The organism is Pseudomonas sp. BN102, assembly GCF_029871245.1.
GTDB lineage: Bacteria > Pseudomonadota > Gammaproteobacteria > Pseudomonadales > Pseudomonadaceae > Metapseudomonas.
This window is the reverse complement of record NZ_SSON01000080.1, coordinates 104,996-130,341: the sequence shown is the minus strand read 5'-3', so window position 1 is coordinate 130,341 and position 25,346 is coordinate 104,996. Positions and strand designations below refer to the sequence as shown.

The 25,346-nt window shown below is 60.7% G+C and carries 28 protein-coding genes; 16 read left to right on the top strand and 12 right to left on the bottom strand.

Going from position 1 to position 25,346, the window contains the following annotated elements; all coding sequences use genetic code 11:
- The first annotated feature begins 85 nt into the window (after positions 1 to 85).
- Positions 86 to 982 (top strand): LysR substrate-binding domain-containing protein, encoded by an 897-nt coding sequence (locus tag E8F12_RS28210; RefSeq protein WP_280328519.1) that lies wholly within the window; start codon positions 86 to 88, stop codon positions 980 to 982.
- A 704-nt stretch (positions 983 to 1,686) separates the two neighbouring features.
- Here the strand turns inward: E8F12_RS28210 and E8F12_RS28205 are convergent.
- Positions 1,687 to 2,109 carry an arsenate reductase ArsC gene (locus tag E8F12_RS28205; protein ID WP_280328518.1) on the bottom strand — a complete coding sequence of 141 codons (423 nt, stop codon included), beginning with the start codon at positions 2,107 to 2,109 and terminating at the stop codon, positions 1,687 to 1,689.
- 228 nt (positions 2,110 to 2,337) lie between these two features.
- On the opposite strand from E8F12_RS28205, the gene E8F12_RS28200 reads away from it, so the two are divergent.
- Positions 2,338 to 2,610 (top strand): hypothetical protein, encoded by a 273-nt coding sequence (locus tag E8F12_RS28200; protein WP_280328517.1) that lies wholly within the window; start codon positions 2,338 to 2,340, stop codon positions 2,608 to 2,610.
- A gap of 155 nt (positions 2,611 to 2,765) precedes the next feature.
- Here the strand turns inward: E8F12_RS28200 and E8F12_RS28195 are convergent, their stop codons facing one another.
- On the bottom strand, positions 2,766 to 3,554 hold the full coding sequence (locus E8F12_RS28195) for a CHAD domain-containing protein (RefSeq protein ID WP_280328516.1): 789 nt from the start codon (positions 3,552 to 3,554) through the stop codon (positions 2,766 to 2,768).
- A 415-nt stretch (positions 3,555 to 3,969) separates the two neighbouring features.
- Here E8F12_RS28195 and E8F12_RS28190 point away from each other — a divergent pair, with 415 nt between their 5' ends.
- The 3 genes from E8F12_RS28190 to E8F12_RS28180 all read left to right on the top strand — a co-directional run bounded on the left by E8F12_RS28190 (position 3,970) and on the right by E8F12_RS28180 (position 6,986).
- On the top strand, positions 3,970 to 4,734 hold the full coding sequence (locus E8F12_RS28190; RefSeq protein WP_280328515.1) for an SDR family oxidoreductase: 765 nt from the start codon (positions 3,970 to 3,972) through the stop codon (positions 4,732 to 4,734).
- A 244-nt stretch (positions 4,735 to 4,978) separates the two neighbouring features.
- A complete protein-coding gene (locus E8F12_RS28185) occupies positions 4,979 to 5,935 on the top strand; it encodes a Ppx/GppA family phosphatase (RefSeq protein WP_280328514.1) in 957 nt (318 codons plus the stop codon).
- A gap of 31 nt (positions 5,936 to 5,966) precedes the next feature.
- Entirely contained in the window at positions 5,967 to 6,986 is a 1,020-nt protein-coding gene (locus E8F12_RS28180) for a transporter (protein WP_280328513.1), read from the top strand.
- A 68-nt stretch (positions 6,987 to 7,054) separates the two neighbouring features.
- On the opposite strand, the gene ppk2 is transcribed toward E8F12_RS28180, so the two are convergent.
- From ppk2 to E8F12_RS28155, 5 genes are all read right to left on the bottom strand, one after another.
- Complete coding sequence (gene ppk2 / locus E8F12_RS28175) at positions 7,055 to 7,972, bottom strand: polyphosphate kinase 2 (protein WP_280328512.1); 918 nt, start codon at positions 7,970 to 7,972, stop codon at positions 7,055 to 7,057.
- Between the two features lie 31 nt (positions 7,973 to 8,003).
- On the bottom strand, positions 8,004 to 8,198 hold the full coding sequence (locus E8F12_RS28170) for a hypothetical protein (RefSeq protein ID WP_280328511.1): 195 nt from the start codon (positions 8,196 to 8,198) through the stop codon (positions 8,004 to 8,006).
- Between the two features lie 6 nt (positions 8,199 to 8,204).
- A complete protein-coding gene (locus E8F12_RS28165; protein ID WP_280328510.1) occupies positions 8,205 to 9,200 on the bottom strand; it encodes a catalase family peroxidase in 996 nt (331 codons plus the stop codon).
- Between the two features lie 417 nt (positions 9,201 to 9,617).
- Positions 9,618 to 10,046, bottom strand: coding sequence for a nuclear transport factor 2 family protein (locus tag E8F12_RS28160; protein WP_280328509.1), 429 nt, complete (start codon positions 10,044 to 10,046; stop codon positions 9,618 to 9,620).
- Between the two features lie 13 nt (positions 10,047 to 10,059).
- Complete coding sequence (locus E8F12_RS28155) at positions 10,060 to 10,488, bottom strand: nuclear transport factor 2 family protein (protein ID WP_280328508.1); 429 nt, start codon at positions 10,486 to 10,488, stop codon at positions 10,060 to 10,062.
- Positions 10,489 to 10,902: 414 nt separating this feature from the next.
- Here E8F12_RS28155 and E8F12_RS28150 point away from each other — a divergent pair, with 414 nt between their 5' ends.
- The 5 genes from E8F12_RS28150 (at position 10,903) to E8F12_RS28130 (ending at position 15,706) form a co-directional block, all read left to right on the top strand.
- Positions 10,903 to 11,280 (top strand): hypothetical protein, encoded by a 378-nt coding sequence (locus tag E8F12_RS28150; protein ID WP_280328507.1) that lies wholly within the window; start codon positions 10,903 to 10,905, stop codon positions 11,278 to 11,280.
- A gap of 864 nt (positions 11,281 to 12,144) precedes the next feature.
- Positions 12,145 to 13,158, top strand: coding sequence for an RNA polymerase sigma factor RpoS (gene rpoS / locus E8F12_RS28145; protein WP_280328506.1), 1,014 nt, complete (start codon positions 12,145 to 12,147; stop codon positions 13,156 to 13,158).
- Positions 13,159 to 13,429: 271 nt separating this feature from the next.
- On the top strand, positions 13,430 to 14,281 hold the full coding sequence (locus tag E8F12_RS28140) for a universal stress protein (protein ID WP_280328505.1): 852 nt from the start codon (positions 13,430 to 13,432) through the stop codon (positions 14,279 to 14,281).
- 90 nt (positions 14,282 to 14,371) lie between these two features.
- Entirely contained in the window at positions 14,372 to 15,385 is a 1,014-nt protein-coding gene (locus E8F12_RS28135; protein ID WP_280328504.1) for a malic enzyme-like NAD(P)-binding protein, read from the top strand.
- Positions 15,386 to 15,517: 132 nt separating this feature from the next.
- Positions 15,518 to 15,706 carry a ribbon-helix-helix protein, CopG family gene (locus E8F12_RS28130; protein WP_280328503.1) on the top strand — a complete coding sequence of 63 codons (189 nt, stop codon included), beginning with the start codon at positions 15,518 to 15,520 and terminating at the stop codon, positions 15,704 to 15,706.
- 42 nt (positions 15,707 to 15,748) lie between these two features.
- Here the strand turns inward: E8F12_RS28130 and E8F12_RS28125 are convergent, their stop codons facing one another.
- Positions 15,749 to 17,407: a SulP family inorganic anion transporter gene (locus E8F12_RS28125; RefSeq protein ID WP_280328502.1), complete on the bottom strand. Its 1,659-nt coding sequence runs from the start codon at positions 17,405 to 17,407 to the stop codon at positions 15,749 to 15,751.
- Positions 17,408 to 17,580: 173 nt separating this feature from the next.
- Here E8F12_RS28125 and E8F12_RS28120 point away from each other — a divergent pair, with 173 nt between their 5' ends.
- The gene (locus E8F12_RS28120) at positions 17,581 to 17,811 is read left to right on the top strand and encodes a hypothetical protein (RefSeq protein ID WP_280328501.1); all 231 of its coding nucleotides are present in this window, start codon (positions 17,581 to 17,583) and stop codon (positions 17,809 to 17,811) included.
- A 613-nt stretch (positions 17,812 to 18,424) separates the two neighbouring features.
- On the opposite strand, the gene E8F12_RS28115 is transcribed toward E8F12_RS28120, so the two are convergent.
- On the bottom strand, positions 18,425 to 19,348 hold the full coding sequence (locus E8F12_RS28115; RefSeq protein WP_280328500.1) for a LysR family transcriptional regulator: 924 nt from the start codon (positions 19,346 to 19,348) through the stop codon (positions 18,425 to 18,427).
- A 143-nt stretch (positions 19,349 to 19,491) separates the two neighbouring features.
- Here E8F12_RS28115 and E8F12_RS28110 point away from each other — a divergent pair, with 143 nt between their 5' ends.
- Complete coding sequence (locus E8F12_RS28110) at positions 19,492 to 19,908, top strand: RidA family protein (RefSeq protein ID WP_280328499.1); 417 nt, start codon at positions 19,492 to 19,494, stop codon at positions 19,906 to 19,908.
- A gap of 192 nt (positions 19,909 to 20,100) precedes the next feature.
- Positions 20,101 to 20,790, top strand: coding sequence for a GNAT family N-acetyltransferase (locus E8F12_RS28105; RefSeq protein WP_280328498.1), 690 nt, complete (start codon positions 20,101 to 20,103; stop codon positions 20,788 to 20,790).
- Between the two features lie 202 nt (positions 20,791 to 20,992).
- On the opposite strand, the gene E8F12_RS28100 is transcribed toward E8F12_RS28105, so the two are convergent.
- The 3 genes from E8F12_RS28100 to E8F12_RS28090 form a co-directional block, all read right to left on the bottom strand.
- Positions 20,993 to 21,325 (bottom strand): DUF1330 domain-containing protein, encoded by a 333-nt coding sequence (locus tag E8F12_RS28100; RefSeq protein WP_280328497.1) that lies wholly within the window; start codon positions 21,323 to 21,325, stop codon positions 20,993 to 20,995.
- A 148-nt stretch (positions 21,326 to 21,473) separates the two neighbouring features.
- The gene (locus E8F12_RS28095) at positions 21,474 to 21,887 is read right to left on the bottom strand and encodes a PaaI family thioesterase (protein ID WP_280328496.1); all 414 of its coding nucleotides are present in this window, start codon (positions 21,885 to 21,887) and stop codon (positions 21,474 to 21,476) included.
- A gap of 382 nt (positions 21,888 to 22,269) precedes the next feature.
- Complete coding sequence (locus E8F12_RS28090) at positions 22,270 to 22,872, bottom strand: substrate binding domain-containing protein (protein WP_280328495.1); 603 nt, start codon at positions 22,870 to 22,872, stop codon at positions 22,270 to 22,272.
- Between the two features lie 290 nt (positions 22,873 to 23,162).
- On the opposite strand from E8F12_RS28090, the gene E8F12_RS28085 reads away from it, so the two are divergent.
- From E8F12_RS28085 to E8F12_RS28075, 3 genes are all read left to right on the top strand, one after another.
- The gene (locus E8F12_RS28085) at positions 23,163 to 23,606 is read left to right on the top strand and encodes a hypothetical protein (protein WP_280328494.1); all 444 of its coding nucleotides are present in this window, start codon (positions 23,163 to 23,165) and stop codon (positions 23,604 to 23,606) included.
- A 60-nt stretch (positions 23,607 to 23,666) separates the two neighbouring features.
- Entirely contained in the window at positions 23,667 to 24,530 is an 864-nt protein-coding gene (locus tag E8F12_RS28080) for an MBL fold metallo-hydrolase (RefSeq protein ID WP_280328493.1), read from the top strand.
- A gap of 65 nt (positions 24,531 to 24,595) precedes the next feature.
- Entirely contained in the window at positions 24,596 to 25,345 is a 750-nt protein-coding gene (locus E8F12_RS28075) for an electron transfer flavoprotein subunit beta/FixA family protein (RefSeq protein WP_280328492.1), read from the top strand.
- Position 25,346 lies beyond the last annotated feature (1 nt).

Here is a 25,346-nt window from a genome sequence, read left to right as displayed (position 1 = left end):
ATTTCGGCAGGTTGGCCATGACCACAGGAGCGATGTTCGGAGATTGCCATCTAGAAGACAAACGCATAAATTTAATGGAATCTAGTTGATAGGCGAATTCATCATGCAGACTGGAGATGTTGAGATCGATCTGCTGCGAGCCTTCATTGCAGTCGCAGAAACGGGGAGTTTTACCGCGGCGGCCGAGGTAATTTCTCGATCGCAATCAGCGGTGAGCCAAAAGGTCATCCGTTTGGAAGAAGCCCTTGGCGTGCGGGTGTTCGAACGCACCAGCCGGGCGTTGACCCTGACCCCGACCGGTGAGCGCCTTCTGGTGGGCGCGCGCAAAATGATGGTGCACTTTGAGGATTTCGTACGCGAATTCAGGGAGCCGGCGACGGTGAATGTGCTGCGCCTTGGGTTCTCTGAAAATCTCGTGCCCACTCAGTTACCCAAACTGTTATCACGCTTCACCCAGCTGTACCCGGACATTCAGTTGGAGCTTACAACCGGCCTAAGCAGTGACCTGTTGGCGGATTACGAAGCTGGACGACTGGATGTGGTGATCGCCAAACGTAAGACCAGCACCACGGCCCAGCGAGGCAGAATTATCTGGCGCGAACCGCTGGTCTGGATTGCCGCCAAGGATTACGAAATTGAAGCTTCGCGGCCGGTGCGCCTGGTGATGATGCGGCCTCCCTGTGCGTACCGCGCGATTATGATCGAAGCGTTGGCTTCGGTAAGGCGTGAGTGGACTTCGGCGTGTGTGGCAAGCAGCCTGATCGGTGTACAGGCCGCCGTGGTGGGTGGACTGGGCATTACCGCACTGGGCACTTCATTCCTGCAGGAAGGCATGCGGATTGTCGAACCCTCGGAAAAACTACCAACGCTATCCACCACTGAAGTGGCGGTGATTGGTGATGAAATTTCCATCCAGCATCTGGTTCAACCTTTGGTGTCGTTATTGACTGAAGGCCTGATGTCCGGCACCAGCCTGACCTGATCTTCCAGACTTCACCTCCCTTCGCGGTAGGGCGAGGCGCTTAGCCAGGCTTCAACAGTGATTCTGCAGTAGATTGATCAGCGCTTTCGCGTAACCTGGCAATGCTTCGATGTCCCGAATTTAGATTCGGCGCTCGCAAACGACCCAAGACTCATCCAGCGAAAGAGTTGCCAGACTCATGGCAAGGCCAATAATTTTTTTGCCTGCAGATTGGGCGAGAGCAAATAGCCAGGTGGCCTTTCAGCCAGGAGGACTCGATTGACATAGCGATTCAGCGATTCAGCGATTCAGCGACTCACCGACCAGGGACGAGACGTATGGGAAGTGGAAGCCTGCAGCGTGGCAGTGTCGATCAAGGAACAGGCCTCGGCTATTTCCTTCGCGGAGAAACGCAAAGAGCGAGTGGAAGCCGCGCACTGCATCCCGCAGGAGGTGTTACAGCGCTGGGCTGAGGAGCACTCCAGGATGCAGGCGAGTATCTGAGACGTTCGCCTGCTGTCCTCTGAGAAGCTGGAAGGGTACCTCGGCGCGTACGGCCCTTCGCATTTCGCTGCGGATCATTTCCTCCCAGCCACTTGCTTGATCCAGGACGATCATGTGGCCGAGGACACAGTTCGCCTGTCTTGTTTCCCCTGACGCCGGGGCTCTCGCAATCTTCCCACTGATCCTCGTCCATCCCGGCCTGGTCGAGCTGGGATCATAAGTCAGCCCAGATCGGCCTTGCTTTTCAGCAACGCGAACATTCTCACGCGCTCGTGAATCTCCTGCAGCGTATGACGAAACGGATCTGGCTGGTCGCTGGTCGCAGGGTCGACGAAGTTCCACATCAGCACCTCCTCGGAGCTGGGCAGCTGTTGTGATTCACTCGACGATTTGTCACACAGGTCAATCAGATAATCGAAATGTTGCCCTACGTATTCGTCGATGGACTTGCTGCGCAGACCGGATGCCGGAATCCCGGCATGTTCCAATGCCTCGATTGCCCGAGGATTAATCGTGCCGGGTTGGATACCCGCGCTGTGGGCTTCGAAGTGCTCGCTGTCGATGAGCCTCAATGACGCTTCAGCCATTGGCGAGCGGGAATCGTTTGCCACGCAGACAAATAGAACGCGCAGTTTCTCACTCATCGCACCGCCACCGTTGTCTATGGATGATGGAGAACGATAGACGCCCCCGCTTCAGTCCGACCAGAGTGACTATAGAGAGAGTGACAGGCGGGTAGCCACAAGCGCAGTGGCTTTTGAACTGGCAGACCGCTCGGATTTGCGGGTGGGGGCGGCCCGCTCTTCGTCATCAGAACGTCATCATTGGCGCTCTAGGTTTACGCCAACCGCCCGCTGCTCGGAGATTCTGCGATGAAAGAATTGACCCTGAGTTCCTTGGTGCTGTCTGGCTTGCTAGCGGGCGCCTGCCTTGCGGGCGAGTATGACAGGCCTGGGTTTGTCACCGAAGTGAAGGACGGCCGCCTATGGGTCTTTCGTGAGGGTTCGCCAGCATTGAAAGACTTCAAAGAGCGCGGTGAACCGGATAAGCAGTTCACCGATATTGGCAACGGCCCCGAGGGTATGACCGTCAAATCGGCCGACGAGCAGACACTGAAGGACTATCTGAGCACGTTGAAAAAGTAGCTCTTTGAGTGTTTTAGGTGCTTGGCTCAGAAGTCGTGAGCCCACCTGCTATGCAGACGGAGTCTCACCAGTGCTTTTCAATTGACACCAAACCGGCTGAGCCTTCGAACGTTGCAGTGATTCCAGGGCTTTCCATAAGTTGGGCAGGCTTTGAGTCAGCTGCTGGACCTGGCTTTTGGAGCAAGCTCTTCCAGGCATTCGGCGAGGATCAACAGCTCCACCTCAGCGGCTTCCAGCTCCGCCTTGGCGGCAATCTCCCAGCGGTCCTTCAGGACCAGCAGATCCTGCTCCTGCTCCGCCTTCAGGCACCATTGGAAGTGGTCGTGCCAATCCCCCAGGGCCGATTGCACCTTCTTCAGCGCACTCGCCGCCTCGCTCGAAATGACCAAGACCTTGGGATAGGCCTCATGGGCGTAGCGCATCCGCTTCACTAGCAAGCGGAGAATATGCCGGTCGTACGCCGGGTCGGCCAGCGCCCGGCGCAATACGTTCGCCTGACGCTGCAAGCGAGTCTTGACCCGGTCGCGCAAGTGCTCCAGTTCTCCGTCCCTCTCGGCCTGTCGCATCCTGGCCGGCCATTCATCCAGCACGGCCACGAACCGTCGCACTGTCGAGCTTTCGACAATGGCGGAGTAGCTCGACTCCACCAACTCGCGGCGGCGGGTCGCCTGGAAATGGAAACCCTGCCGATCCAGTTCCCCGATCAGCACTTCGAGGTCGCGTACCGGTGTGGTCAGGCGGCCGACGTCTGCTGCGGCCTCGTCCAAGGAGCGGGGCACGTCCAGGCGTCGTATGGGCCTCAGCAAGCTTCGTAATTTGCGCAGGCTGATTCGAAGATCATGGAGGGCCTCGCTGTCCGTGCGACAAGCCAAACGCGCATGGGTGTGATGAAAACTCACTTCCAGGCCCAGGACCTGGGCGACAACCGAGTCGAGGAAAGACATTCACGATCTACTCTTTAGCCAACGTCCGGTGAGCGTAGTCCAAGTACATGTGAGGGTTGTTGCGGTGGAGCAATGCCGTATCGACCTCACATCCGGCTGGCGGCACTTTTCCATTTCCTTGCTTGTCAGCGCATTTCGGCTTGCCAGCCTTCGCTGATGGACTACCGTCAAAGGGCTCATACTGAGGACCAACTTTGGAGGTCTTCACGGCTTGCCACTCCGCCAGATCCACATCCCGTGACGACTTCCCCTTCCCTGCGTCCACCTGCCGGACTGCCGTGAGCTGGTCCTCGGCAGTAGCGTACGGGCATCGCCCTGATTCATCAGCGGCGACGGCGCTGGCTGATCAACTCGAGGTGGAATTCAACCTGAGGCTGGCTCCCGACAGGGAGGGAGTCGGCTGTGGAGGTGCACGATGGGACGTTTGAGCGGAAAGGTCGCGATAGTGACGGGGGCGAGCTCCGGAATCGGCCGCGCAACGGCGCTGTTATTCGCGCAGGAGGGGGCCAAGGTCGTGGTGGCGGCGCGTCGCGAGACCGAGTTGAAGCAACTGGTCAGTGAGATAGAGGCCTCTGGTGGAGAGGCGGTGGCGCTGGCAGGGGATGTGCAGTCGGAGCTGTTTGCCGAGAAGCTGGTGGAGTTGGCGGTCGGCCGGTTCGGTCGACTGGACATCGCGTTCAACAATGCCGGTACGCTGGGCGAACAGGGAGCGACCACCAACGTGAGCAAGAAGGGCTGGGATGAAACCCTGGCCATCAACCTGACCAGTGCCTTCCTTGGCGCGAAGCATCAGGTGCCCGAGATGATCAAGCAGGGTGGCGGATCGATCATTTTCACCTCCACCTTCGTCGGCTATTCCTTCGCGTTTCCAGGCGTGGCGGCGTACGCCGCGAGCAAGGCCGGCCTGATCGGACTGACCCAGGCCCTGGCCGCCGAATTCGGCCCGCAGGGCGTTCGCGTCAACTCGATTCTGCCGGGCGCGGTGGATACGCCTATGTACCGCGACATGAACGACAGCGAGCAGGCCCAGCAATTCATCACCAACCTGCATGCATTGAAGCGCGTGGCGACGCCTGAAGAGCTGGCGCGCTCGGTCCTTTACCTGGCCTCGGACGACTCGGCATTCGTGACGGGGACAGCCTCCCTGGTAGATGGCGGAGCTTCCATCACCCGATCCTGATGATGAACCTCCGGGGGGCCAAGTCAGTCCTTGAAGACTGCCGCCCCATGGTGGTTATGGCTACGGGCAGAAGCAGTCGGTGTCGTCCATAGGCGCCACGAGCGAATGCAATTGCCATTCAGCAGTGCCAGGCAGACCGTCATCGAAGTGTCATGCAATGCGAGGCACCATTCCCATTCTCCATGTTCGGAGCTTGGTCTGGCCGGGGAATGGTCAGCCTCGCTGATTCAGCAGGAACTCTCGCATGAAAGGCAGCGCCTCGTTGTTTGCGGCCGTTGATCTCGGCTCGAACGCATTTCGCATGACGATTGGCCAGCAGGTGCTGTGCAATCAACGCTCGGTCATCCAGAAGGTGAAGACCCTTCGCGAGCCTGTGCGCCTGGCTGAAGGCCTGCATGGCGACGCGTTGGACGGGCTCGCCCTGGAGCGCGGCTGGATGGCGCTGGAGCGATTCGGCAAACGCCTGAGGGGTTTCGAAGAGCGCCGCGTGCGCGCAGTAGCGACCAGCGCCGTACGCCAGGCGCGAAATGCTTCTGTTTTCCTTGTGGGCGCTGAGGCTCGGCTGGGATTTCCTATCACTATCCTCTCCGGGCAGGAGGAGGCTCGACTGGTTTATTCGGGCATCGCCCACACCATGCCGTGCGAGGAAACCACTCGCCTTGTCGTGGATATCGGCGGCGGTTCCACGGAGCTTATCGTCGGGCGTGGAAGGCAGCCGATCTTCTCGGAAAGCCTGGCAGTCGGCAGTGGCACGTTCGGCAAGCGCTATTTCTCGGGCGGGCGGGTCGACAGTCGTTCCCTGCAGATGGCAGAGCAGGGCGCCTGCATCCAGTTTTCGCGGGTTGCCCGCTACGTACGCCAGCATGGTTGGCATGCCGCTATTGGATCGTCCGGTACCGCTCGCGTGCTGGCCAGGGTGCTGAAGGCCAACGGCCTGAACGACGGCGGCCGTGACGGCATCACCTACGTGGGGCTGCTGCGGTTGTCGCTGAAACTCCTGGAAGCGGGGCAGATCAAGCGCCTGAAGCTGGACGGTCTCCAGCAGCACCGGCTGAGCATGCTGCCCGGCGGGCTGGCAATCATGCTTGCCGCATTCAAGGTCTTCGGTATCGAGGACATGACGCCGTCGGAGCCCGGCTTGCGCTTTGGCCTGCTACACAGCCTGATAGACAATGCTTCACCTGGCTCGCTGAGGCATTGATGATCGGCGTTCAGCCCGCCTACGAGCTCGCATGATCCATAGCGCAACCCACGGCCACCAGGAACCGGACCTCTATGGCCTGCTGTACGGCTTCCTTTTCCGTCCCGGTGAACCCGGTCGGGAGATCGACTCGGCCGAAGCCCTGGAACGATTGCTCGCGCCCCATGAGCCTGACGAGTTCATCTGGCTGCACCTAAGCCTCGCGCATGCAGCCTGCGAACGCTGGATGAAGAGCAACCTCGACCTGCCAGACACCTTCTTCGAAACCTTGCGTGAAGGCTCACGCTCCACCCGCATCGAGCATATAGACGCAGCCCTGCTGGCGGTGGTCAACGATGTGGTCTTCAACTTCGGCATGGTGTCGTCGGATGTTTCCACCCTGTGGGTGTGCGCCCGCAGCCGGCTGCTGGTGAGCGCCCGGCTTCAGCCATTGCATTCGGTGGACAAGCTCCGCTTTTCGGTGAAACAGGGCGAACTCTTCCGTTCGCCGATCGAGCTGCTTGTCCACCTGCTGCGCGACCAGGGTGACCTGCTCACCCAGATCGTCCGCGAAACCAGCCTGAATGTGGATCGCATCGAGGACCAGCTGCTCTCGCTGCGCCTGAGCGACAACCGGGCGGAGCTCAGCGCCATGCGCCGCGTGCTGGTACGACTGCAGCGTCTGCTGGCGTTGGAGCCCGGCTCGCTGCTGCGGCTTCTGAACCGTCCCCCCGAGTGGCTGCAGGAGCAGGATGTGCGGCAGCTACGAGCCGCCACCGAGGAATTCACCCTGATCATCAGTGACCTCACCGCGCTGGGCGAACGCATCAAGTTGTTGCAGGAAGAGATTGCCGCCAAGCTCAACGAGCAGAGCAACCGGACCCTCTTCACGCTCACCATGGTCACGGTGCTGGCACTGCCGATCAACATCATCGCGGGCTTCTTCGGCATGAACGTTGGCGGTGTTCCCCTGGCCGAAGATGCCCACGGATTCTGGGTGCTGGTGGCACTGGTGGCCACCTTCACCGTACTGGTTGGGCGCTGGGCCTTCCGCAAACGTGGCGACTATTGAGCCCTCCCGCCTCTCCAGCCTGAATTGACCGGAGGAGGAGGGAGCCCTGCTCGGCTAGAACAGCCGAGTCAATAGACCTCGGGGACGATCAGGTCCGCCGGCGTGGGAATCCGCACATAGTCTTTGTGCCGCATACGCTGCGGCAGTTCCACCTGGGGCTGTTCCACTTCCTCGTAAGGCATTTGGCCGAGCAAGTGATGGATGCAGTTGAGGCGGGCCTTCTTCTTGTCATTGGCGTGCACCACCCACCAGGGCGCCTCCTCGATGTGGGTGCGTTCCAGCATGATTTCCTTTGCCTTGGTGTAGGCCTCCCAGCGCCGCCGGGACTCCAGGTCCATGGGGCTGAGCTTCCACTGCTTGAGCGGGTCATGAATGCGACTGAGGAAGCGCAGGTGCTGCTCCTGGTCGGAGATGGAGAACCAGTACTTGATCAGTTGGATGCCTGAGCGCACCAGCATGCGCTCGAACTCCGGCACGGTTCGGAAGAACTCCTCGTACTGCTCGTCGTTGCAAAAGCCCATGACCCGCTCGACGCCGGCGCGGTTGTACCAGCTGCGGTCGAACAGGACGATCTCGCCCGCCGCGGGCAGGTGCGAGACGTAGCGCTGGAAATACCACTGGGTGCGTTCGCGGTCGTTCGGCGCGGGTAGGGCGGCCACCCGACAGACCCGTGGATTGAGGCGCTGAGTGATGCGCTTGATCACGCCGCCCTTGCCGGCGGCGTCGCGACCCTCGAAGAGGATCACCACCTTGTGCCCACTCTTGACCACCCAGCTCTGCAGTTTCACCAGTTCGCCCTGGAGGCGGAACAACTCGCGAAAATAATCGCGGCGGGCCGCCTTCTCCGGACTGTCCGGGGTGTTCTGGTCGAAGAGTTCGTCGAGGTTCTCGGCGTCTTCGGCCAACTCCAGTTCGAGCTCCTCGTCGTTGTGGTCGATCAGCTCGCGGTGGATGCGCTGGATCAGGGGGTCGTTGGTGAGGATCATGGCCAGGCCTCGGATTGATGTATTTGCGATCCTAGAACCAGGTCGTGGCATGCCGGTGACAGCTGGGAAAGCCCCGGGCGAGCACGATGTCGAACATGCCACGACGCTGCTCGCCATCCTGCTCCAGTTCGATGGTGTTGGTGGTTCGTTCGCGCGCCCAGGGGGCGCCGGCAATGAAAGGGTCGCCCTTGAACTGGTGCTTGAGGTTCGCGGTGTCCGTCGGCAAGCCTGGCTACTGCCCGGACATACGCTTGCCGAACGACACTGCATAGGCCGCAGAGCGTGCCTTGAGGACCGGGTCGTCAGTGATCTGGATGCCGTCAGCCACCACGATGGGGTCGAAATTGATGGGGCCACAGCTGCCGTCTTTCTGAGCCATGGCCTGGGTGATTGCCAGGGTACCAACCTTGACCTTCTCGCGATCGGCCGGCCAGACCTTGGAAGGATCATTCTCAGAGTCCCCCGGTTGGCCGAGGGTGATGTACATGTCCCATTTCGCTGGGGACTTCTGGGTACGGGCGATCAGCGCTGGCTCCAGGTAGTCGGCCGGCGCCTTGCTGGTTTCCTCGTCGGTGAGGTTCTTCACCCCGTCCACCGGCTCGAAATGCCAGCGCACAAGGGTCTTCTTGTCGTTCTTGTCGACAAACCAGAACGCATGGAGGCTGTTGTAGAAGCTGGTATCAAAGCCCACAAACGGATTGCGCCCCTGTATCGCCGCGCCCAGCGGGTTGAAGTCCGGATGCTTGGCCGTAAACGCCTTGAACACCTCGGGATTGGGCGCGCCGGTGGCCGGATCGGGCTTCAATGCCAGGACCAGGTCGCGAAAGCCCTCCGGCGTGGCGAAGAAGACCGGCACGTTGACCATGGTCATGTGCTGGAGGCCTCCGCCGGGCAGTTTGAATTCCAGGGCCATGCCCTGCACGGCCTTGGCGGCATCCGATTGCTGGGGATTGCCGCCATCCAAGGAAAAGCGCGCAATTACCGGAATGGCCTGGCCGCTGAACAAGGCCGATCGGCTGTACTTGGCGCCGTCAGCGTTGCCGATAAATTCCCCTACGGCACAGGTCCCCTTGACGTGGTTGCGCCTGAGCCCAGGGTGGACGCCGAAGGTCCCCTCGAAGGCACTGATCATTTCAACGGGGTTGAACGCTTCTTCCTCAGCGGCGTAGGCAACTTGTGAAAGAACGGTGAGCAGCGCACTGGCGAGAAGGGTGCTGGCCTGTGTCATGGAGGTTTCTCCGCGCTGGAATGGGTAGACGGTGGAGTTTAGGTCGAATCTCCTGAACCTGATTCGTCATACCCGGGAAATCACTAGAGCGTGAGTTGCATCGACAACGCCAAACTCACGTTGAAATCTGGAGCGACCCGCAACCGGCCGTATACGCGTTCCTGGGGCGCCGCGTAAGCCGCCGGCACCAGTGGCAGACCGAGGCCAATGCGGCTCTCAGGCAGGCGGAGGGGGATCTGGTTGGGCTCGCTTCACTGCGGAGAGCGGAGGAGGGCGGGAATAACCGGGCTCGATGAGTCTGAAGGACCTAATGACGACGCGCGTTTGCCTCAACTCATCTCGTTGATTACTTCATTGCAGGTTGGCGGCAGCTCGTGAGGGGCATCCAGCCGAGGCGCCGCACGCTGCATGCCGTTGTCAGGTGCCGGTTGGTTCCTCGTGCGTTGAGGGGAATGAGTGATGCTCATGCGCAATGATCCAACGCCCAGCTTCTCTTCGCAGGCCTACTGTCAACCGGAGGCGCGGGGTGGGGTCCACGTCCAGCTCATCCGTTAGCCCACAGCGAAGCAAGGCGGTTGCATAGGCGACATCTTCACCCGCGGTAACGTCCAGCCAAACGATCTCGAATGTGCCGCCGGTCTTTAGCCAGTCGAAGAACGGCGGCCACGTCTGACGGTACGCATCGATTCCGCGGATATGGACCGGTGGCGGGACATCGAACATCAGCACGTCCTCTGCATGGTTCGCGACGGCACCATCGATGTCGAAGTTGCTTACTGATTTTGCCCAGTTCTCTATCAGCTCGCGGATTTCCGCGTTTGTGCGCGATTGGCTGTTGGAAGTCATGGCCTCTTGTTCCTCATGGTTGCAGATCGACTGCGGCCCGGTAGCTGCCATCCATATAGAAGGGCACGGAGGCGTGGTCGCAAACGATCAGCCACCGTCCGCTGGCCTTGAGGAGACACAGCGTCGTGCGATACCACATGTCCTGGTCCGCACCGCGTTGCCGGCCCCGCATTCTGTTGAGCGCCGATACAAACGCCAGGTTGCCGTCGATGGTGAACTTGACGTCGCGCGAATCGACCCGGATTGGCCCTTCCCAGCCCGCGAGCCAGGCGGCGATGTTGTCGCGGTCCATTCCGCGCCGCCCCAGTGGCGGCGCCAGGTCGTAGATCACAGCATCTGGCGCATAGGATTCGACGATCGCGTCTGCATCGTGGTCCGTATGTGCTTTTGCCAGGTGGTGGAGGACCGATTCGATCTCGGCCCTATCCGTTGTCGAATTCATGACATTCCTCCTCGCCGATGTGGCAGTGCCACCCGATAGTCGATCGGTGCGAGAGAAGATCGACAAGCCATGGTGGAGAATCCCACAGCGTGCTCTTCCGGTGCCTAACTCTAATTAGACCCCAGTGGGGGATAACGCCTTCACGGACTTGGTGGATAACCTTCCTGGTTCTCTCGTCTCCCTGACCAGGCCGGGCATTGTGACAGTCGGGCGAATCGCTGAGGGGGGATGCACCTTGGGCGGGAAGCCCATTCTGCTCGATAAATTGCGGCATCAGACCAAGTATGGCTACTTATTTGCCATCTCTCCGTCCACCAGCAGCTTTCGGACGGAGGCGTGGATGTAGCCAGGAATTGTCTTGTACGGATTGCTGGTCGGAGATCTCTCGCCGGCATCGGGCATGCTGCTGAAGCCGTGCACGAGGTTAGCACCCTGCGCCAGGAACTACAGGTTGCTCAGCGTCAGCTGACGCAGGAGCGCGAGTCCTCGGCCAGCTATGTGCGGGGCGTGGAGGATCGCGCCCACCGCGAAGTCGACCGCGCCCGCGAAGAGAGCAGGGCAGTCGCCGCGCAACTGAAGGCCGCGGGGAAACTGCAGGAGCAGTTGCGCCAACGCTTGGATGCGGCGGCCCAGCTCAGCGAGGCGCAGCAACTCGCCGCCGCCGAGTCGGCGCGGGCGATGACCCTGGCGCAGCAACTCACCCCGCCGGCGCGTGCCCGGCGCACCAGCGTCAAGCCCGCAAAGTCAGCCAAGCCGGCGAAACGGCCGAGAAAACCGGCAGCCCCGGGTTAGTGACCGAGGCTTTGTCCACCGCCTGTTGACGGGTAGCCATTCACTTCGACGGTCGAGGCAAGACCGTCGCTATCCGACCCAATATAGGTAGTCCGTTCCGTCTTCCGTAATACTCGATGAGGCTGGTAGGTCGCTGTCAGCAAAGGCGGAACATGCACCCGCCGCATTCCCCAGTCCGGCGCCACAGGGAGCCGGCCATCCTGTTTTGCTTCATCTTTCTGTACCCAGTCACGGCCGGCGGCGGTTCTTGGAGCCTCGACCGTCATCTGTGCCGAGGAAAACCGGACTGCGATTGGGCTTAGGCCAGTCCTGCCAAACACAGGCAACCACCCTGGAGCCATTTGAAACCTCGTGAGCACGGCTGCCAGCGCCTCATTTGATCGCTGCGGACTGAGCATGGCTGGTCTGAGAATTGCCCACAGGCCGCCCCTTGGTGGCCAAGCAGACATGCGCCGCCTAGGAGGGCATGAGCAGGGCCATCGACGCCACAACGCCCTCTCGCGCAGGCAGGCAGAACAGCGCCTCCAGCACGCCCAGCCTCTGGCAATTCGCAATTAGGCCCGAGCGGCCTTGCCGGTTGGCCAGTGGCCTTGCGTCTGCGCTTTTGCCTGGTCTGCAGCCGGATGGGTGTGGCCGGTGATTGCGTCTTTGATCGGACGAGCTTCCGTTCACGGCAGTTTGAATAAAGTGATTGATATCGCTGGAGAACGTGGCGCAACCTAAAGAACAGCAGTACTTACGTCAGTGCCAATGGTCATTACCGAAGGCTATTGGCGCGAGAGGACAGGAGGTCACAGTCGGGCCGACAACTACCAAAGGGGGCGCTCGGAGTTGAACGGGTCGACCTCCGGAGGGATAGCAGCAATGGCACTCAATAAAGAAGTGCTGGAGTTTGATGTCGATGTAGATCTGCAGCAGCGGCGGGCGGGCGTCAGAGTGGCCCACGTGGTGGGCGACGAGGATGACGCGAGCTGGCCTACTGTCAGATCCCATCAATCAATCTCAGCCAAGCAATACAAGTTCATCGACTACGCCCGCGCGCTCGACGTCACCCAGCTGTACCTCAACGAAATTGGCTTTGTCCCTCTACTCACTCCACAAGAAGAAGTGCACTACGCACGACTGGCGCAGCGCGGAGATTCTGCCGGGCGTAAGCGCATGATCGAAAGCAACCTTCGACTCGTGGTGAAGATTGCGCGACGCTACGGCAATCGCGGGCTCTCGCTGCTCGACCTGATCGAAGAGGGCAACCTCGGCCTGATCAGGGCGGTGGAGAAGTTCGATCCGGAGCGGGGCTTCCGCTTCTCCACCTACGCGACCTGGTGGATCCGTCAGACCATCGAACGGGCCATCATGAACCAGACCCGGACCATCCGCCTGCCCATCCATGTGGTCAAGGAGCTCAACGTCTACCTGCGGGCGGCGCGTGAGCTGGCCCACAAGCTCGACCACGAGCCCTCACCGGAAGAAATCGCCAACCTGCTGGAAAAGCCGGTCAATGAGGTCAAGCGCATGCTCGGCCTCAAGGAGCGGCTCACCTCGATAGACGTGTCCCTCGGGCCAGACTCCGACAAGACCCTGCTAGATACCCTGACCGACGACCGTCCGACCGATCCCTGTGAGCTGCTGCAGGACAGCGAACTCTGGCAGAGCCTCGACCTGTGGCTGTCCGAACTGAACGACAAGCAGCGCGAAGTGGTAGTCCGGCGTTTCGGCCTGCGTGGCCACGAAAGTTGCACCCTCGAAGAGGTGGGCGAAGAACTCGGTCTGACCCGTGAGGGGGTGCGGCAGATCCAGGTGAAGGCGCTCACGTGTCTGCGAGAAGTCCTGGAGAAAAACGGGCTTGGCCGGCGGTTCAATTTCCCAGTAGTACGCTGACGGCCTGAAGGCGTTCGGCTCCACGTGTTTTCTGCCTGCCAGGGATTGGAGTGGTTGGATGCACTCAGCTTTTGTCCGGGCACGTACCTCGACTGGCTCGCTTCCTAGGCAGGGCGTTGCTTTCAACAAGCGCCGATCCGCTGGCCAAAGCGATAGCAGCTAGAGGGCGAGGTCTGAGCCACGCCAGTACTACGGTTGTTGAACGCGTCGAAAATCACGCCGAACTCGAAACTGTCGACGAACTGATCAGCCATTGAACCGGAGAACGAGCATGCCTGAAGTCATGGCCTGTATCGATGATTCCGCTTCCGCCCCGGCTGTGTGTGACTATGCGGCGTGGGCGAGCCTGCGTCTCAACGTGTCGCTGTCCTTCCTCCACGTGCTGGAGCCGCTGCGGTACCCAGGCGAAGCCGACCTCAGCGGCAATGTCTGGCTCCGCAGCCGGGACAGCCTGCTCCAGGAACTGGCGTCCGTGGAGGAGCGGCGGAACCGGCAAGCTCTTGAACAAGGTCGGCTGATCCTGAACGCGGCGAAGGAGAGAGCCATGGCGGCGGGCATCCGCGGGGCGGACGTACGCCAACGGGAAGGCGAGCTGGCGGAACGTTTGCACGAGTTGGAGAACGAGATCGAGCTGTTGGTGATTGGCGCGCGCGGCGAGGAACACGCCAATCAAATGTCGGCCCTCGGCAGCAAGCTGGAAAGCGTAGTGCGCGCCATGCATCGTCCGATCCTCGTGACGCCCTTCGATTTCAAGGCACCCGAAAGCGTATTGCTCGCCTTCGACGGCAGCGCAACGATGCGCCAGGCGGTGGCGACGTTGGCCGCCAGCTCGTTGCTCCAGGGGCTCCCCATTCATCTGGTCATGATCGGCAGCGCAGACGACGAGCATTGGGCGCAGCTGGATGCGGCGTGCGATGAACTAGCCGTTGCAGGCTTTACGGTGCACACGGCGATCCGCCCTGGGGAAGTCGAATCGACGTTGCACCTGTATCAGACCGAGCAGCGCATCGACCTATTGGTGATCGGCGCCTATGGCCATTCGCGACTCCGTCAATTCCTGGTGGGCAGTTCGACGGCTCGCATGCTGCGGACGACTCGGACGCCATTGCTGGTGGTGCGCTGAGCCCATCATCTGCCGCCAGCACGGTCGGCAACGGTGAGCGGCGCGAAGAATCAGGCGGACTCACCTGCCGGTACACCACCGCTGCGGCCTATGGTCAACAATGACAGCTGCCTGACTACGCGTGTCTTCTGCAAAAAAAAAGATGGCCGCACAGGGCGGCCTAAACGAGGGTGGCTAGCAAAAGGGGTAAATCAATGCGCTGGTGAGCTTGCCCACCAGGGCCGCGGTCTGCTCCGTGCTTTCAGTTTCGGTGGGATCAACCTGGAAGACATCAAGGCGCCGGAGTGTTTCGAGATCGAGCAGGTGCTGATCGAGCAATGCGACATTCCGGTGTTCCATGACGACCAGCACGGCACCGCGATCGTGACCGCCGCCGGCATGCTGAATGCTCTGGAGATCCAGGGCAAAACCCTGGAGAACGCGAAGATTGTCCGTCTGGGCGCCGGCGCTGCGGCCACCGCGTGCATGCGCCTGCTGGTCAGCCTCGGCGCGCAGAAGCGCAACCTGTACATGGTCGATCGCATGGGGGTGATCCACAGCGGTCGGGACGGGCTCAATCCGTACAAGGCGGAGTTCGCCAACGATGGCGGTGTCCGCACCCTGCTGGACGCCATGCAGGGCGCCGATGTGTTCGTTGGGCTGTCCGGGGCCAACCTGCTGACGCCGGAAGCGCTGTTGGCCATGGCACCCAAGCCGATCGTGTTCGCCTGCTCGAATCCCGATCCGGAGATCAAGCCGGAACTGGCGAAGGCAACCCGCGACGACCTGGTGTTGGCGACGGGCCGCTCCGACTACCCAAATCAGGTCAGTAACGTCCTGGGCTTTCCGTTCATCTTCCGCGGCGCCCTCGATGTCCGAGCCGCTCGGATCAACGAGGGAATGAAGATTGCTGCGGTGGAGGCGCTGCGTCAGTTAGCGAAGGAGCCCACCCCGGTGGAGGTGTTGCGTGCGTTCAACATCGATCGCCTGGAGTTCGGGCCGGACTACATCCTCCCCAAACCGCTGGATGCGCGCCTGTTGGGTGCGGTGGCCGGTGCAGTCGCCCGGGCGGCGGTGGACTCTGGAGTCGCGCGACTGCCTTACCCCGCCCATTACCCGCTGTGATCAACTCGGGATCGGGCTCCAGGGCCGAGCCCGATCCCACCTCGGCCCTCTCCTTGGCTCCTGCGGTGACAGCCCCGGTCCCGTTAATTATAATTTGATTAACATCCGTCGACTGAAATCTGCAGAAACCCTATGGAAAGCAAGACTGCCCGCCTCACTGTACTCATCGACCCGCACAAGAAGAAAGCGTTCGAGGAACTGTGCGCCGCACAAGACCTGACGCCGTCGCAGGTGGTGCGGCAACTAATCCGGGATTACCTGGAGCACCATGGCGTCACCTATGCGACCAAGAGCACGTTGGCGGCCAACGCCAAATCTTGACGCCCTGTAAGCCTTGATCGTCAGTGGGTCAACGTCCCGGGTCTAGGGCGAGGGAGGTGCTTCTGGCGCCTCATCCATCGCCAGCGCGGCGGCGAACTCATCGTGGTAATGCACCGCCCCAAGGAGCTGCAGAATACCCGCCTTTTCGAGCTTGCTGAATACCTTGCGGTTCGCTTCGCAGAGCTTCACCACGATCTGCCGCTTCTGCAGCTGCTGAATGACTTCCTCCAGCGTTTGCAGGCCGGTGATGTCCATGAAGGGCACACGCTTGAGACGGATCACCAGCAGGCGCGGATCGGTGTGGGTCTGCGCCAGCACCCGCTCGAAGGTTTCGGCAGCACCAAAGAACAGCGGCCCTTCGATCGTATACACCAGCACTCCCGGCGGTAGTCGTACCTGGCCATTGGCGCGCAGTTCGCTGGCCAACTCCTCCTCGACGACTTGTTGCACCTCGACCGAGGAGGCCATGCGTCGCATGAACTGCAGCATGGCCAGAATGACGCCGATGTTCACCGCGATCACCAGATCGCTGAACACGGTCAGACCGAAGGTGATGAGCAGGATCGCCACGTCGGCCCGCGGCGCGCGCTGCAGCATGCGCTGGAAGTGTTTCAGTTCGCTCATGTTGTAGGCGACGACGAACAGGATCGCGGCCAGGGCGCAGAGCGGAATGTTCGAGGCCAGAGGCGCGAGGAACAGAACGATCAACACCAGGGTCAGGGCATGGGTAACGCCGGCCAATGGCCCGGTGGCGCCATTGCGGATATTGGTGGCGGTACGGGCGATGGCGCCGGTGGCGGCAAAGCCGCCGAACAAGGGTGCCGCCAGATTGGCAATACCTTGGCCGATCAGTTCCTGATTGGAGTCGTGCTTGGTCCCGGCCATACCATCCGCCACCACAGCAGAGAGCAGCGATTCGATGGCGCCCAACATGGCAATGGCGAAGGCCGGGCCGATCAACTCGATGACGCGTGACAGGGTGATGTCCGGCCAGGCCAAGTCGGGCAGCCCCTGGGGAATACCGCCAAAGGCGCTGCCGATGGTGGCCACCCCATCGAAGTGGAACAGCGACTGGACCGCCATGGCAAACACCATCGCCACCAGCGGCCCGGGTACGCGCTTCAGACCGGGCAGCCTGGGCGTCGCGATGACCAGGGCCAGACTGGCCGTCGCGAGCAGCGTGGTGGCGACGTGCAAGTCTGGCAATCCTTGCAGCAGGCGCCAGAACTTCTCATGGAAATGGCCAGCACCAACCTTGGGCAAACCGAAAAAATCCTGCCATTGCCCCACCCAGATGATCACCCCGATCCCGGCGGTGAAGCCGACGATCACCGGATCGGGGATGAACTTGATGATGGCGCCGAGGCGGGTGATGCCGAGGAGCAGCAACATGGCACCGGCCATCATGGTAGCGAGCTGCAGTCCGTCCACGCCGTATTCGGCGGTGACCCCCGCGAGAATCACAATGAAGGCGCCGGTCGGTCCGGCAATCTGCAGGCGACTGCCGCCCAGCAGGGAGACCAGCAAGCCGCCGACGATCGCCGTGTAGATGCCTTGCTCTGGCTTGACCCCGGAGGCGATGGCAAACGCCATGGCCAAGGGCAGCGCGACGACACCGACGATCACACCGGACACCAGGTTGCGTGCCCAGTGTTCCCGTCCGAACAACCCGGCCTTCCACGCTTCGCGCACCGCAATCATGACTGGCTCCTCAATCAATGCATGTGCATAATATTATCATGCAGTGATAATGGCGAATGCGGGGCACGGCGGAACCAGCTGGAAGACCAGCCGATTCTGATGCGGTGCCAAGGCGCCGAATCAGCCGGGATCTTGAGTAAACGTGTGAGCGCGAACGTAGCGTGGTGACTTGAATGAAGCGAAATGATGTGAAGGCTCGGCATGCCGAAGGCATAGTCTTCGACACCCATGTGATCTCCAATCCAACCAACACCAAAGAGTGGATCGTGTTCTTCAAGAAGGACGCCGGAAGAAGCTTTTTCCTGGTCGATGACAATGAAGAGGTCGAGTCGTTTGTCCATCTGGACGACCTGATTCACGAACTCCGCGACCTAGGGATCAAGAGCGCAGAAATCCATTTTTGACCCGCAGGTAGATTTAGAGGCGCCGCCATGTCAGTGAAAGTCGAGCATCTAACCAGCCAGAGTGAAGAACTATGGACGGTACGCTTCGGTATCCGTCGGGTGCAGTTTCGCCACGAGCGTTGCGCCAGAGATTTTGCGGCCAAGCTCAAGGAACGGATCGAGGCGCCACATAGTTATCCCCAAATGGCGAGCAACGGCACGGGTTAGCCACTCAAGTGAGCTGTACTAGCAATAGAAAAAGATCAATCAGTTGCAGCGGCAGAGTAGAGCAGGCGCTGCTGTCCACCCAGTAACCGTCCCATCATGCTGCCTGCCCGATACGCCGAAAGAAGAATTCTGCCGGTGACATGAGACGACTCATTTGCTGTGCAGCATCGACAGTCGCACTCCCAGGATTGCCGGACGGTCTCTGAAAGAGCACTTCGCCCATCAGACTGCTAGTCCTCTTTTCTCTGAACTCTTCGACTGCCGCAGAACCGCCCTCTTTTCAACAGAATCGGCCGATAGCGGCCGTTTTCGAGAAGCAGCTGCCAAGAGCGGCCTTTGAATCGCTCTGCCTACCCAAGCTAAGCGACGCAAAACCCGATCCTATCGCCATGCTCCCGTAACGGAGTCATACCGACGGGTTGGCAACGGGCGCATGCCTGGCCATCAGCTCAACGACCCAGTCGATGAATACGCGCAGCTTGGTGCTCACATGCCGGTTCGGCGGGAACGCCAGGTACAGCGGCATGGGGTCGAGTTGCCAGTCGGCGAACAGGGGAACCAGTTCGCCGCGCGCGCAATGCGTCTGGGACATGTAGTGCGGCAGCCACAGTACGCCCATGCCAGCCAGGCCGGCCGCGAGATAGGCATTGCCGTCGTCGACCGCCAGTACGTAGCGACCTTGCACCCTAACGGTCTCGTCGCCGCGACGCATGGCGTAGGGCAGGGCTTTGCCGGTGCGGGCCCAGAGGAAACCCACGATGCGCTGATGGGTCTCTTCCAGCTCGTGCGGATGCAGTGGGACGCCCGCGCGCTCCAGATATCTCGGCGCAGCGAATACCCCCAACTGCAGGTCGGCAACGCGCCGGGCCATCAGTGACTGGTCGGTGAGTTCGCCGCCGCGGACCACGCAGTCCACGTTTTCATCGATCAGATCCACGATCCGGTCGCTGACGCCCATGTCGATCTGGATGTCGGGGTACCGCGCGTGGAATTCCGGAAGGGCAGGCACGATGATCATGCGGGCCAGCGGACTGGGGACATCGATCCGCAGACGGCCCCTGGGCGACGCCGAGGCGGTGGACAGACTGGTCTCGGCATCGTCCATGTCGGCCAGCAAACGGACCACACGATCGTAGTAGACGGCGCCATCGGCGGTCACATTGAGCTTGCGTGTGGTGCGGTTGATCAGCCTGACGCGCAGCCGCGCTTCCAGTTGCTGCACCAACTGTGTCACGCTGGTCTTGCTCATGTGCAGCGTTTCGGCAGCCTTGGTGAAGCTGCCGGTTTCCACTACGCGCGCGAATGCCTGCATCGCATCGAAACGGTCCATAGGTGCTCCGGTAATTCAGGGATTGTTTGGATTCTACAAACAGTGATGGCCAGGGCTGCTCGTTTATCCAGCAAAGATGCCGCCTTAACCTTGCTCCATCGTTGAAACCAGGGCCGCTTCGGCCCCCTTGATGGAGAAAGTCGATGGCAACGCGCAACGTTGTTTTTCCCGCTGGACGCCAGGCGCTGTATGAGCGAAACCGCTATTCGCCGGCGATCCGCAGCAATGACCTGCTGTTCGTTTCAGGGCAGGTAGGCAGTCGCGAGGATGGGTCGCCGGAGCCCGACCTGGAAGTACAGGTTCGCCGCGCGTTCGAGAATCTGAATGCGATCCTGACTGCGGCAGGTTGTACCTTCGACGACGTGATTGACGTAACCGTCTTCATGGTCGACCCCGAATCGAAGTTCGAGACCATCTGGAAAGTCGTGCCCGAGTATTGGGGCAATGCGCCACATCCGACGCTGACCGCCGTTGGCGTGACATGGCTCTATGGTTTCGACTTCGAGATCAAGGTGATCGCGAAGCTGCCGGGGACCACGGCGCAAACGCAGGCTGCTTGAACCAGCCGGTAGCCGGCTTCGGGTCGAAAACGGACATTAACAATCGATTGATTCACAGCGCCGTGCATGAGGGATATATCCCGCTGGTTGGGCGCGCCCATGCGAGTGCGGTGGGAACGCTCGATGCTCGCGGGCGCTACAATGTCGCCAGCGCCGATTCCCCGAATCGGGCACGCCCGGAGCCAACTTCAGATGTTCACCCTTGTAAACCTGGACACATCGCCGCCCGAATCCCTGAAGAGCCAGGTTCTACAAATGGTGGTGGATTACTTCAGCGACATCAGCCCGGTGTCGCTGACGCCCAGCAATCCGCTCTATCAGTTGTATCAGTACGTGATTGGCTACGAGGTGCACCTGTATCTGCAAGCCATGAACAGCTCTCTGGACAGCACTGCGCGGTTGATCCTGGCCCTGGATGATGAAGATCCCTCCCAAGTGCTGGGTTTTGCCTTGTACCTGCCGAGCCAGGATGATGCCGAGGCCTGCACTCTGGCCTATATGGCCGTCAAGGCCAGCCACCGCCGACGCGGTATTGCCCGGGCTTTGTTGCAGCAGATGGTCAAGCATCGGCCTCACGCCGAGCTGGCCTGCGTGGCGAACAAGGTGCCGACCTTTGAATCAATGGGGTTTCAGGTACTGGCAGCGCAGGGGCCGCACGTGCTGCTGAACACCCACGATCACCGCTCGGACGGCATGGTGGCGGTGCAGGATCTGGCCCCGATATTCCAATCCAAGGAAGTGCGGCAGATCCACGCCTACCTGGTGCAGCAACACGGCAAGAAGGCCATGAGCGCGGCCGAGAAAGAACGCGACCGCCTGCTTGACCAGATGGCCCATCAGGCTCAGGCATTGGTGAAAGAGCGTTTCCCTACGTTTCACTGACGGCCAAAGAGACAAATTTATTTTTTGCTTAGAACGTCCGTTTTCGGTAGCCAAGAGCTGCCATTGTAAAGAGGGCTGCTTTCGACCCTTTGCAGACATTCATAACGCACCGGTTCAGCCGCGCCGAGCGCAGCGAGGGAAGCCCCGCGAAGTGGGGCCGTCGGCTGGAACCGTTTGTTATGCCGCCACGATGGTTTTGCGCTCATGAGGCAGCTTTGAGTATGGGTCTGAGATCCTCAAGCTTGTCGAAAAGGTGCCAAATGTAGTTTCGAGTGCCATTGACTCGGTGCGGATGGAGGTCTGCGAGAGCCGGATCATTGCAGTAGCTCTCAAAAGCCTCCTTGGACGTCCACTCGACGAGAATGAGAACCGTGCGGGGGGCTATATCACCAGTTGCAACCTCACGAAACTTTCCGAGCGCCACCACCCGACCACCGTGAGCCTGAACCTCCTTCGTTGAGCGCCGGGAGTACGCCATGTATTCGTCTCGATTCGCGACATCGAAGAGGTTAAGGGCGTAGATCGGATTCGGCATCAGCATTCTCCAATTGCAAACGTCATGGCGGCATAACGTTTGGTTAAGGGGCCGCGGAACGCGGTCCCGAGTGAGCGAAGCGAACGGCTTGAACCGCATGTTAGGCCGCGCCACCGACTGCTGCTTTGCCGCCTACCGTCGGTGAGCGCTACGTCGCTGACAAAACGGAGGTAGCTGTGGCATGGACCGCAAGCCTGCCGTCAGCGCCCCAGAGCTTCGCTTCAAGGAAGACCAGTTGCTTTCCGGCTTTGATGACTATGGCTTCGCCCCTGCACTCGCCGAGCTTCATAGGCGCGACGAAGCTGCACTTGATCTCGACCGTAGGCAGCCAGGCCTTGGTCTTGGCGTACGCTGAGATTGACACCAAGACGTCGATCATTGAAACCGCGAAACCGCCCTGCACATTGCCAAAGTGGTTCTTGAACGCAGGCTGCGGCGCGAAGCGTAGGACGACTCTTCCACTCTCAAAGTCTGCGTCTTCGACAGTAAACGGAGTCAGTGCAGCGCAGTCAGGCTTCGGTTGAGCATCCAGAAGGTGTGTCAACTCGGTGGCGTGAGACATGGCTGGGATCCTGATTCTGTTGCCCAACTACTATTAGGCGACATGCCATGTCGCGTTTCTTGTCGTGATGGCGTGTCGGATAACGTTCCTTGTCGTCCTGTAAGTCCTTGTCTAGCTTAGAGGTGGTCGCGGCAAACGCGACATCGCCCAGAGAGAAACACGACAAGGGTGGCGGCAAGCCCTGCGGCCTTCTAGATTCGAAAGCAGCATCGGTGACGCTACCCATTTGCCATCACTGTGTCCACCGTCCGCTCCTGGCTGTAGCTGCCATTGGGTACCGGCAGATTTCGGCCATAAGGGGACATTAGGTAGAAAAAATAGATCTGTCCCCTTTTTCTCCCGTCCCCTTTTTCTCCCGCGTAACATTTGAGCCATTGGTGGGCTACAGAACGATGCCCGTCAGAAAACGCGTTGGGAACGCATTGCAGAGATACTCCACGAAGGCGGTAATCTTGGAGCTGACCAGACGGCGGGAAGTATGGAGGACCCAAAGTTCGATGGGGCGATCGAGCATGCGGCCCCATACGACGAGGTCATGCCTGCCCACGGCACTTTCTACCAATGATCTGGGAAGCAATGCCGCGCCCGCGCCCGCTATCACAGCATCACGTATCGAAAGCATCGACGACATTCGAATTTGCACGTCGGGCATGACACTGTTCAGTGTGTCGCCATCCTGATAGCGCCACAGACCGCCGTCGTATCTGCTTGCGTATACGACCGCGGGTACGGATGGTGTCTCCCCCCCGGACGCTGCAGTCGGGCGCTTGAGCGAAGGCGACGCGACCAGCAGCATTTCGTCTCGTGCGAAACAGCGTCCTACAAGTGTCGCATCGGGGCTCGGATTGATACGTATCACCACGTCGTAGCCATCCTCCACCAAATCCGCGACGCGGTCGTCAGCCGTGATGTCCAGACGCACTTCGGGATAGGCCTTTGCAAAGCCGGCTGCCAGGCAACCGAGCAGAGTGGATGAGAACAGCACGGGTGGGCCACGAAGCCGACCTCTGCCGCCGAACCCGTTAGTCGCGTTAGCCGGTCCCTCATTGCGGTCCACCCTTAGGACGTGCGGTACGTAGAGTGTGCTGCGTTTAGAAACGCGAAGCAGTCCTCCTGTCGCTATGGGCCATAAGCAGTCATTTCCCACCGACGGCGCCACGCTTTCAAGTTCGTTCTATGGGGGTAATAGTCCAGTCGTAAGGATTGCGCATGTATATTGGCGACGCTCTATCACCTGCTCGGAATACCGTGATGGTTGACTAGGAATACGACGAGATGATGGCCCGCTATTTAGCGGACATGGAGAAACAGTCCCGCGAACGGCTTGCCGCAGCAACTGACCTGGTTGCGAAGTTCATCGCTCTGGCTGCATCCAAGGACGTAACCCTCGGCGCGGACTCATTCGAGTACATCCAGACGATCGGCATCGTTGCCAAGGCGCCGGGCATCGCAAGGACGCTATTGGGACCAATAAGGGCCGAGCGCGACGGAGTGCTGTCGTTCAACCAGATCGCGAGCCGATTTCCTCCCTGCCGCCATTACGAAGGATACTTTGCCGGGCCCGACTTTATTTTGATGGCCCACCCCTGCTACCGGCGTGGAATGCATCCAGTCTTCATTGATGTCGCGGCATATCGAAAGATTGCCCCCCGCGGGTACCTCCCATCGGTTATCCATTCCCCACCCCATAGGGGGTGGGGAAAGACGCATGCATCTTAAATAGGCTGTCAGTGCTCATGTCTCCGTCGAGTAGTGGGCCTGTTCAGAGAGGTGAGTGTTGTGAACCGTAGTCTTTCCACGTTAACCGGCAGGAGCCGTAAGCTCGATGGCGGTGCCATGTTCGGCGGGACGCCGCGGCGTGCCTGGATCGAGTGGATGAGCCCCGACTACGACAACCAGGTCGAGATGGCCAGTCGCGCGCTGCTGGTGCAGCAGGAGGACCTGAACATCCTGGTCATGGCCGGGACCGATGCGCTCCTGGCGCCGCCGCCGCGCACCTGCCATTGCCAGCCGCAGGCCCAGGGCCTGCTGGACAGCCTCGCCCGCCGTGGCCTGGGAGAGGGGCAGATCCATGCCGTGCTGCTGACTCACCTCCACGCGGTATTGCCGCCGGACGTGCAGGAGGCCATTCAGGACGGCAATGCGCCACGGCTGCTGTTCCCCGTGGCGCGCTATCTGACAGGGCGCCGTCAATGGTTGCGGGCTCGGCATCCCCATCCCCGCGACCGCGCGCTGTTCGTCCCGCAGATCGTCCGCCAGCTGGAGGGCAGCGGTCGCTTGAAACTGCTGGATGAGCAGTGCAGCGACTTCCTCGGTAAGGGCTGGCGTTTCCATGTCAGCGACGGCTACACGCCTGGCCAGTTGCTGCCGGAAATCGACATGCCCGGCGGTCCCATCGTCTTCGCCGGCGACCTGGTACCGGCCTTGCACTGGCTCAGGCTCGACCTGACCAGCGCCTTCGACCGCAATCCGGAATGCCTGATCGATGAGAAGGAACGCCTGCTGGACCACCTGGTGGCCAATGGCGGTCGTCTGTTCCTGCCCCGCGATCCCGGCGTCGCGATGATCAAGGTCATGCGCGACCGGCAATCGCGCTACCAACCCTTCGACCACCATGCCGACCTGAATCGGCTGGATAGTTGATACCTCGAAAAGACCCCCTTTGGAGGGGAATGGGGACGTTACGTCCCGTTCAACAGGAGCCCTGGATGAAAGTGCTGGCCGCGGTAAAGCGCGTGGTCGATTTCAACGTCAAGGTCCGCGTCAATGCGGACCACTCTGGCGTCGACCTCGCCAATGTGAAAATGGCCCTGAATCCCTTCTGCGAAATCGCCGTGGAAGAGGCGCTGCGGCTGAAGGAGCAAGGCATCGCCACGGAAGTGGTGGTGGTGTCGGTCGGCCCAAACGCCGCTCAGGAGCAGCTGCGTACTGCCCTGGCCCTGGGCGCTGACCGCGCCATCCTGGTCGAGTCCGCCGACGAGCTGAACTCCCTGGCAGTCGCCAAGCTGCTGAAGGCCGTGGTCGAGAAAGAGCAGCCGCAGCTGGTCATCCTCGGCAAACAGACCATCGACAGCGACAACAACCAGACCGGCCAGATGCTGGGCGCCCTGACCGGCTACGCGCAAGGCACCTTCGCCTCCAAGGTTGAAGTGGCCGGCGACAAGGTCAACGTCACCCGCGAGATCGACGGCGGTCTGCAGACCGTTGCTCTGGCTCTGCCGGCGATCGTCACCACCGACCTGCGCCTGAACGAGCCGCGCTACGCGTCGCTGCCGAGCATCATGAAAGCCAAGAAGAAGCCGCTGGACGTGGTCACCCCGGACGCCCTGGGTGTTTCCACAGCTTCCACCGTGAAGACCCTGAAAGTTGAAGCACCGGCCGCCCGCCAGGCTGGTATCAAGGTCAAGTCCGTGGCTGAACTGGTCGAAAAACTGAAGAACGAAGCGAAGGTGATCTGAG

What these genes read in the sequence shown, in the direction of transcription:
- E8F12_RS28205 (WP_280328518.1), bottom strand. Translation starts at nt 2,109, where the DNA reads ATGAGTGAGAAACTGCGCGTTCTATTTGTCTGCGTGGCAAACGATTCC.
- E8F12_RS28200 (WP_280328517.1), top strand. Translation starts at nt 2,338, where the DNA reads ATGAAAGAATTGACCCTGAGTTCCTTGGTGCTGTCTGGCTTGCTAGCG.
- E8F12_RS28195 (WP_280328516.1), bottom strand. Translation starts at nt 3,554, where the DNA reads ATGTCTTTCCTCGACTCGGTTGTCGCCCAGGTCCTGGGCCTGGAAGTG.
- E8F12_RS28190 (WP_280328515.1), top strand. Translation starts at nt 3,970, where the DNA reads ATGGGACGTTTGAGCGGAAAGGTCGCGATAGTGACGGGGGCGAGCTCC.
- E8F12_RS28185 (WP_280328514.1), top strand. Translation starts at nt 4,979, where the DNA reads ATGAAAGGCAGCGCCTCGTTGTTTGCGGCCGTTGATCTCGGCTCGAAC.
- E8F12_RS28180 (WP_280328513.1), top strand. Translation starts at nt 5,967, where the DNA reads ATGATCCATAGCGCAACCCACGGCCACCAGGAACCGGACCTCTATGGC.
- ppk2 (WP_280328512.1), bottom strand. Translation starts at nt 7,972, where the DNA reads ATGATCCTCACCAACGACCCCCTGATCCAGCGCATCCACCGCGAGCTG.
- E8F12_RS28165 (WP_280328510.1), bottom strand. Translation starts at nt 9,200, where the DNA reads ATGACACAGGCCAGCACCCTTCTCGCCAGTGCGCTGCTCACCGTTCTT.
- E8F12_RS28160 (WP_280328509.1), bottom strand. Translation starts at nt 10,046, where the DNA reads ATGACTTCCAACAGCCAATCGCGCACAAACGCGGAAATCCGCGAGCTG.
- E8F12_RS28155 (WP_280328508.1), bottom strand. Translation starts at nt 10,488, where the DNA reads ATGAATTCGACAACGGATAGGGCCGAGATCGAATCGGTCCTCCACCAC.
- rpoS (WP_280328506.1), top strand. Translation starts at nt 12,145, where the DNA reads ATGGCACTCAATAAAGAAGTGCTGGAGTTTGATGTCGATGTAGATCTG.
- E8F12_RS28140 (WP_280328505.1), top strand. Translation starts at nt 13,430, where the DNA reads ATGCCTGAAGTCATGGCCTGTATCGATGATTCCGCTTCCGCCCCGGCT.
- E8F12_RS28135 (WP_280328504.1), top strand. Translation starts at nt 14,372, where the DNA reads ATGGTCAACAATGACAGCTGCCTGACTACGCGTGTCTTCTGCAAAAAA.
- E8F12_RS28130 (WP_280328503.1), top strand. Translation starts at nt 15,518, where the DNA reads ATGGAAAGCAAGACTGCCCGCCTCACTGTACTCATCGACCCGCACAAG.
- E8F12_RS28125 (WP_280328502.1), bottom strand. Translation starts at nt 17,407, where the DNA reads ATGATTGCGGTGCGCGAAGCGTGGAAGGCCGGGTTGTTCGGACGGGAA.
- E8F12_RS28120 (WP_280328501.1), top strand. Translation starts at nt 17,581, where the DNA reads ATGAAGCGAAATGATGTGAAGGCTCGGCATGCCGAAGGCATAGTCTTC.
- E8F12_RS28115 (WP_280328500.1), bottom strand. Translation starts at nt 19,348, where the DNA reads ATGGACCGTTTCGATGCGATGCAGGCATTCGCGCGCGTAGTGGAAACC.
- E8F12_RS28110 (WP_280328499.1), top strand. Translation starts at nt 19,492, where the DNA reads ATGGCAACGCGCAACGTTGTTTTTCCCGCTGGACGCCAGGCGCTGTAT.
- E8F12_RS28105 (WP_280328498.1), top strand. Translation starts at nt 20,101, where the DNA reads ATGTTCACCCTTGTAAACCTGGACACATCGCCGCCCGAATCCCTGAAG.
- E8F12_RS28100 (WP_280328497.1), bottom strand. Translation starts at nt 21,325, where the DNA reads ATGCCGAATCCGATCTACGCCCTTAACCTCTTCGATGTCGCGAATCGA.
- E8F12_RS28095 (WP_280328496.1), bottom strand. Translation starts at nt 21,887, where the DNA reads ATGTCTCACGCCACCGAGTTGACACACCTTCTGGATGCTCAACCGAAG.
- E8F12_RS28085 (WP_280328494.1), top strand. Translation starts at nt 23,163, where the DNA reads ATGATGGCCCGCTATTTAGCGGACATGGAGAAACAGTCCCGCGAACGG.
- E8F12_RS28075 (WP_280328492.1), top strand. Translation starts at nt 24,596, where the DNA reads ATGAAAGTGCTGGCCGCGGTAAAGCGCGTGGTCGATTTCAACGTCAAG.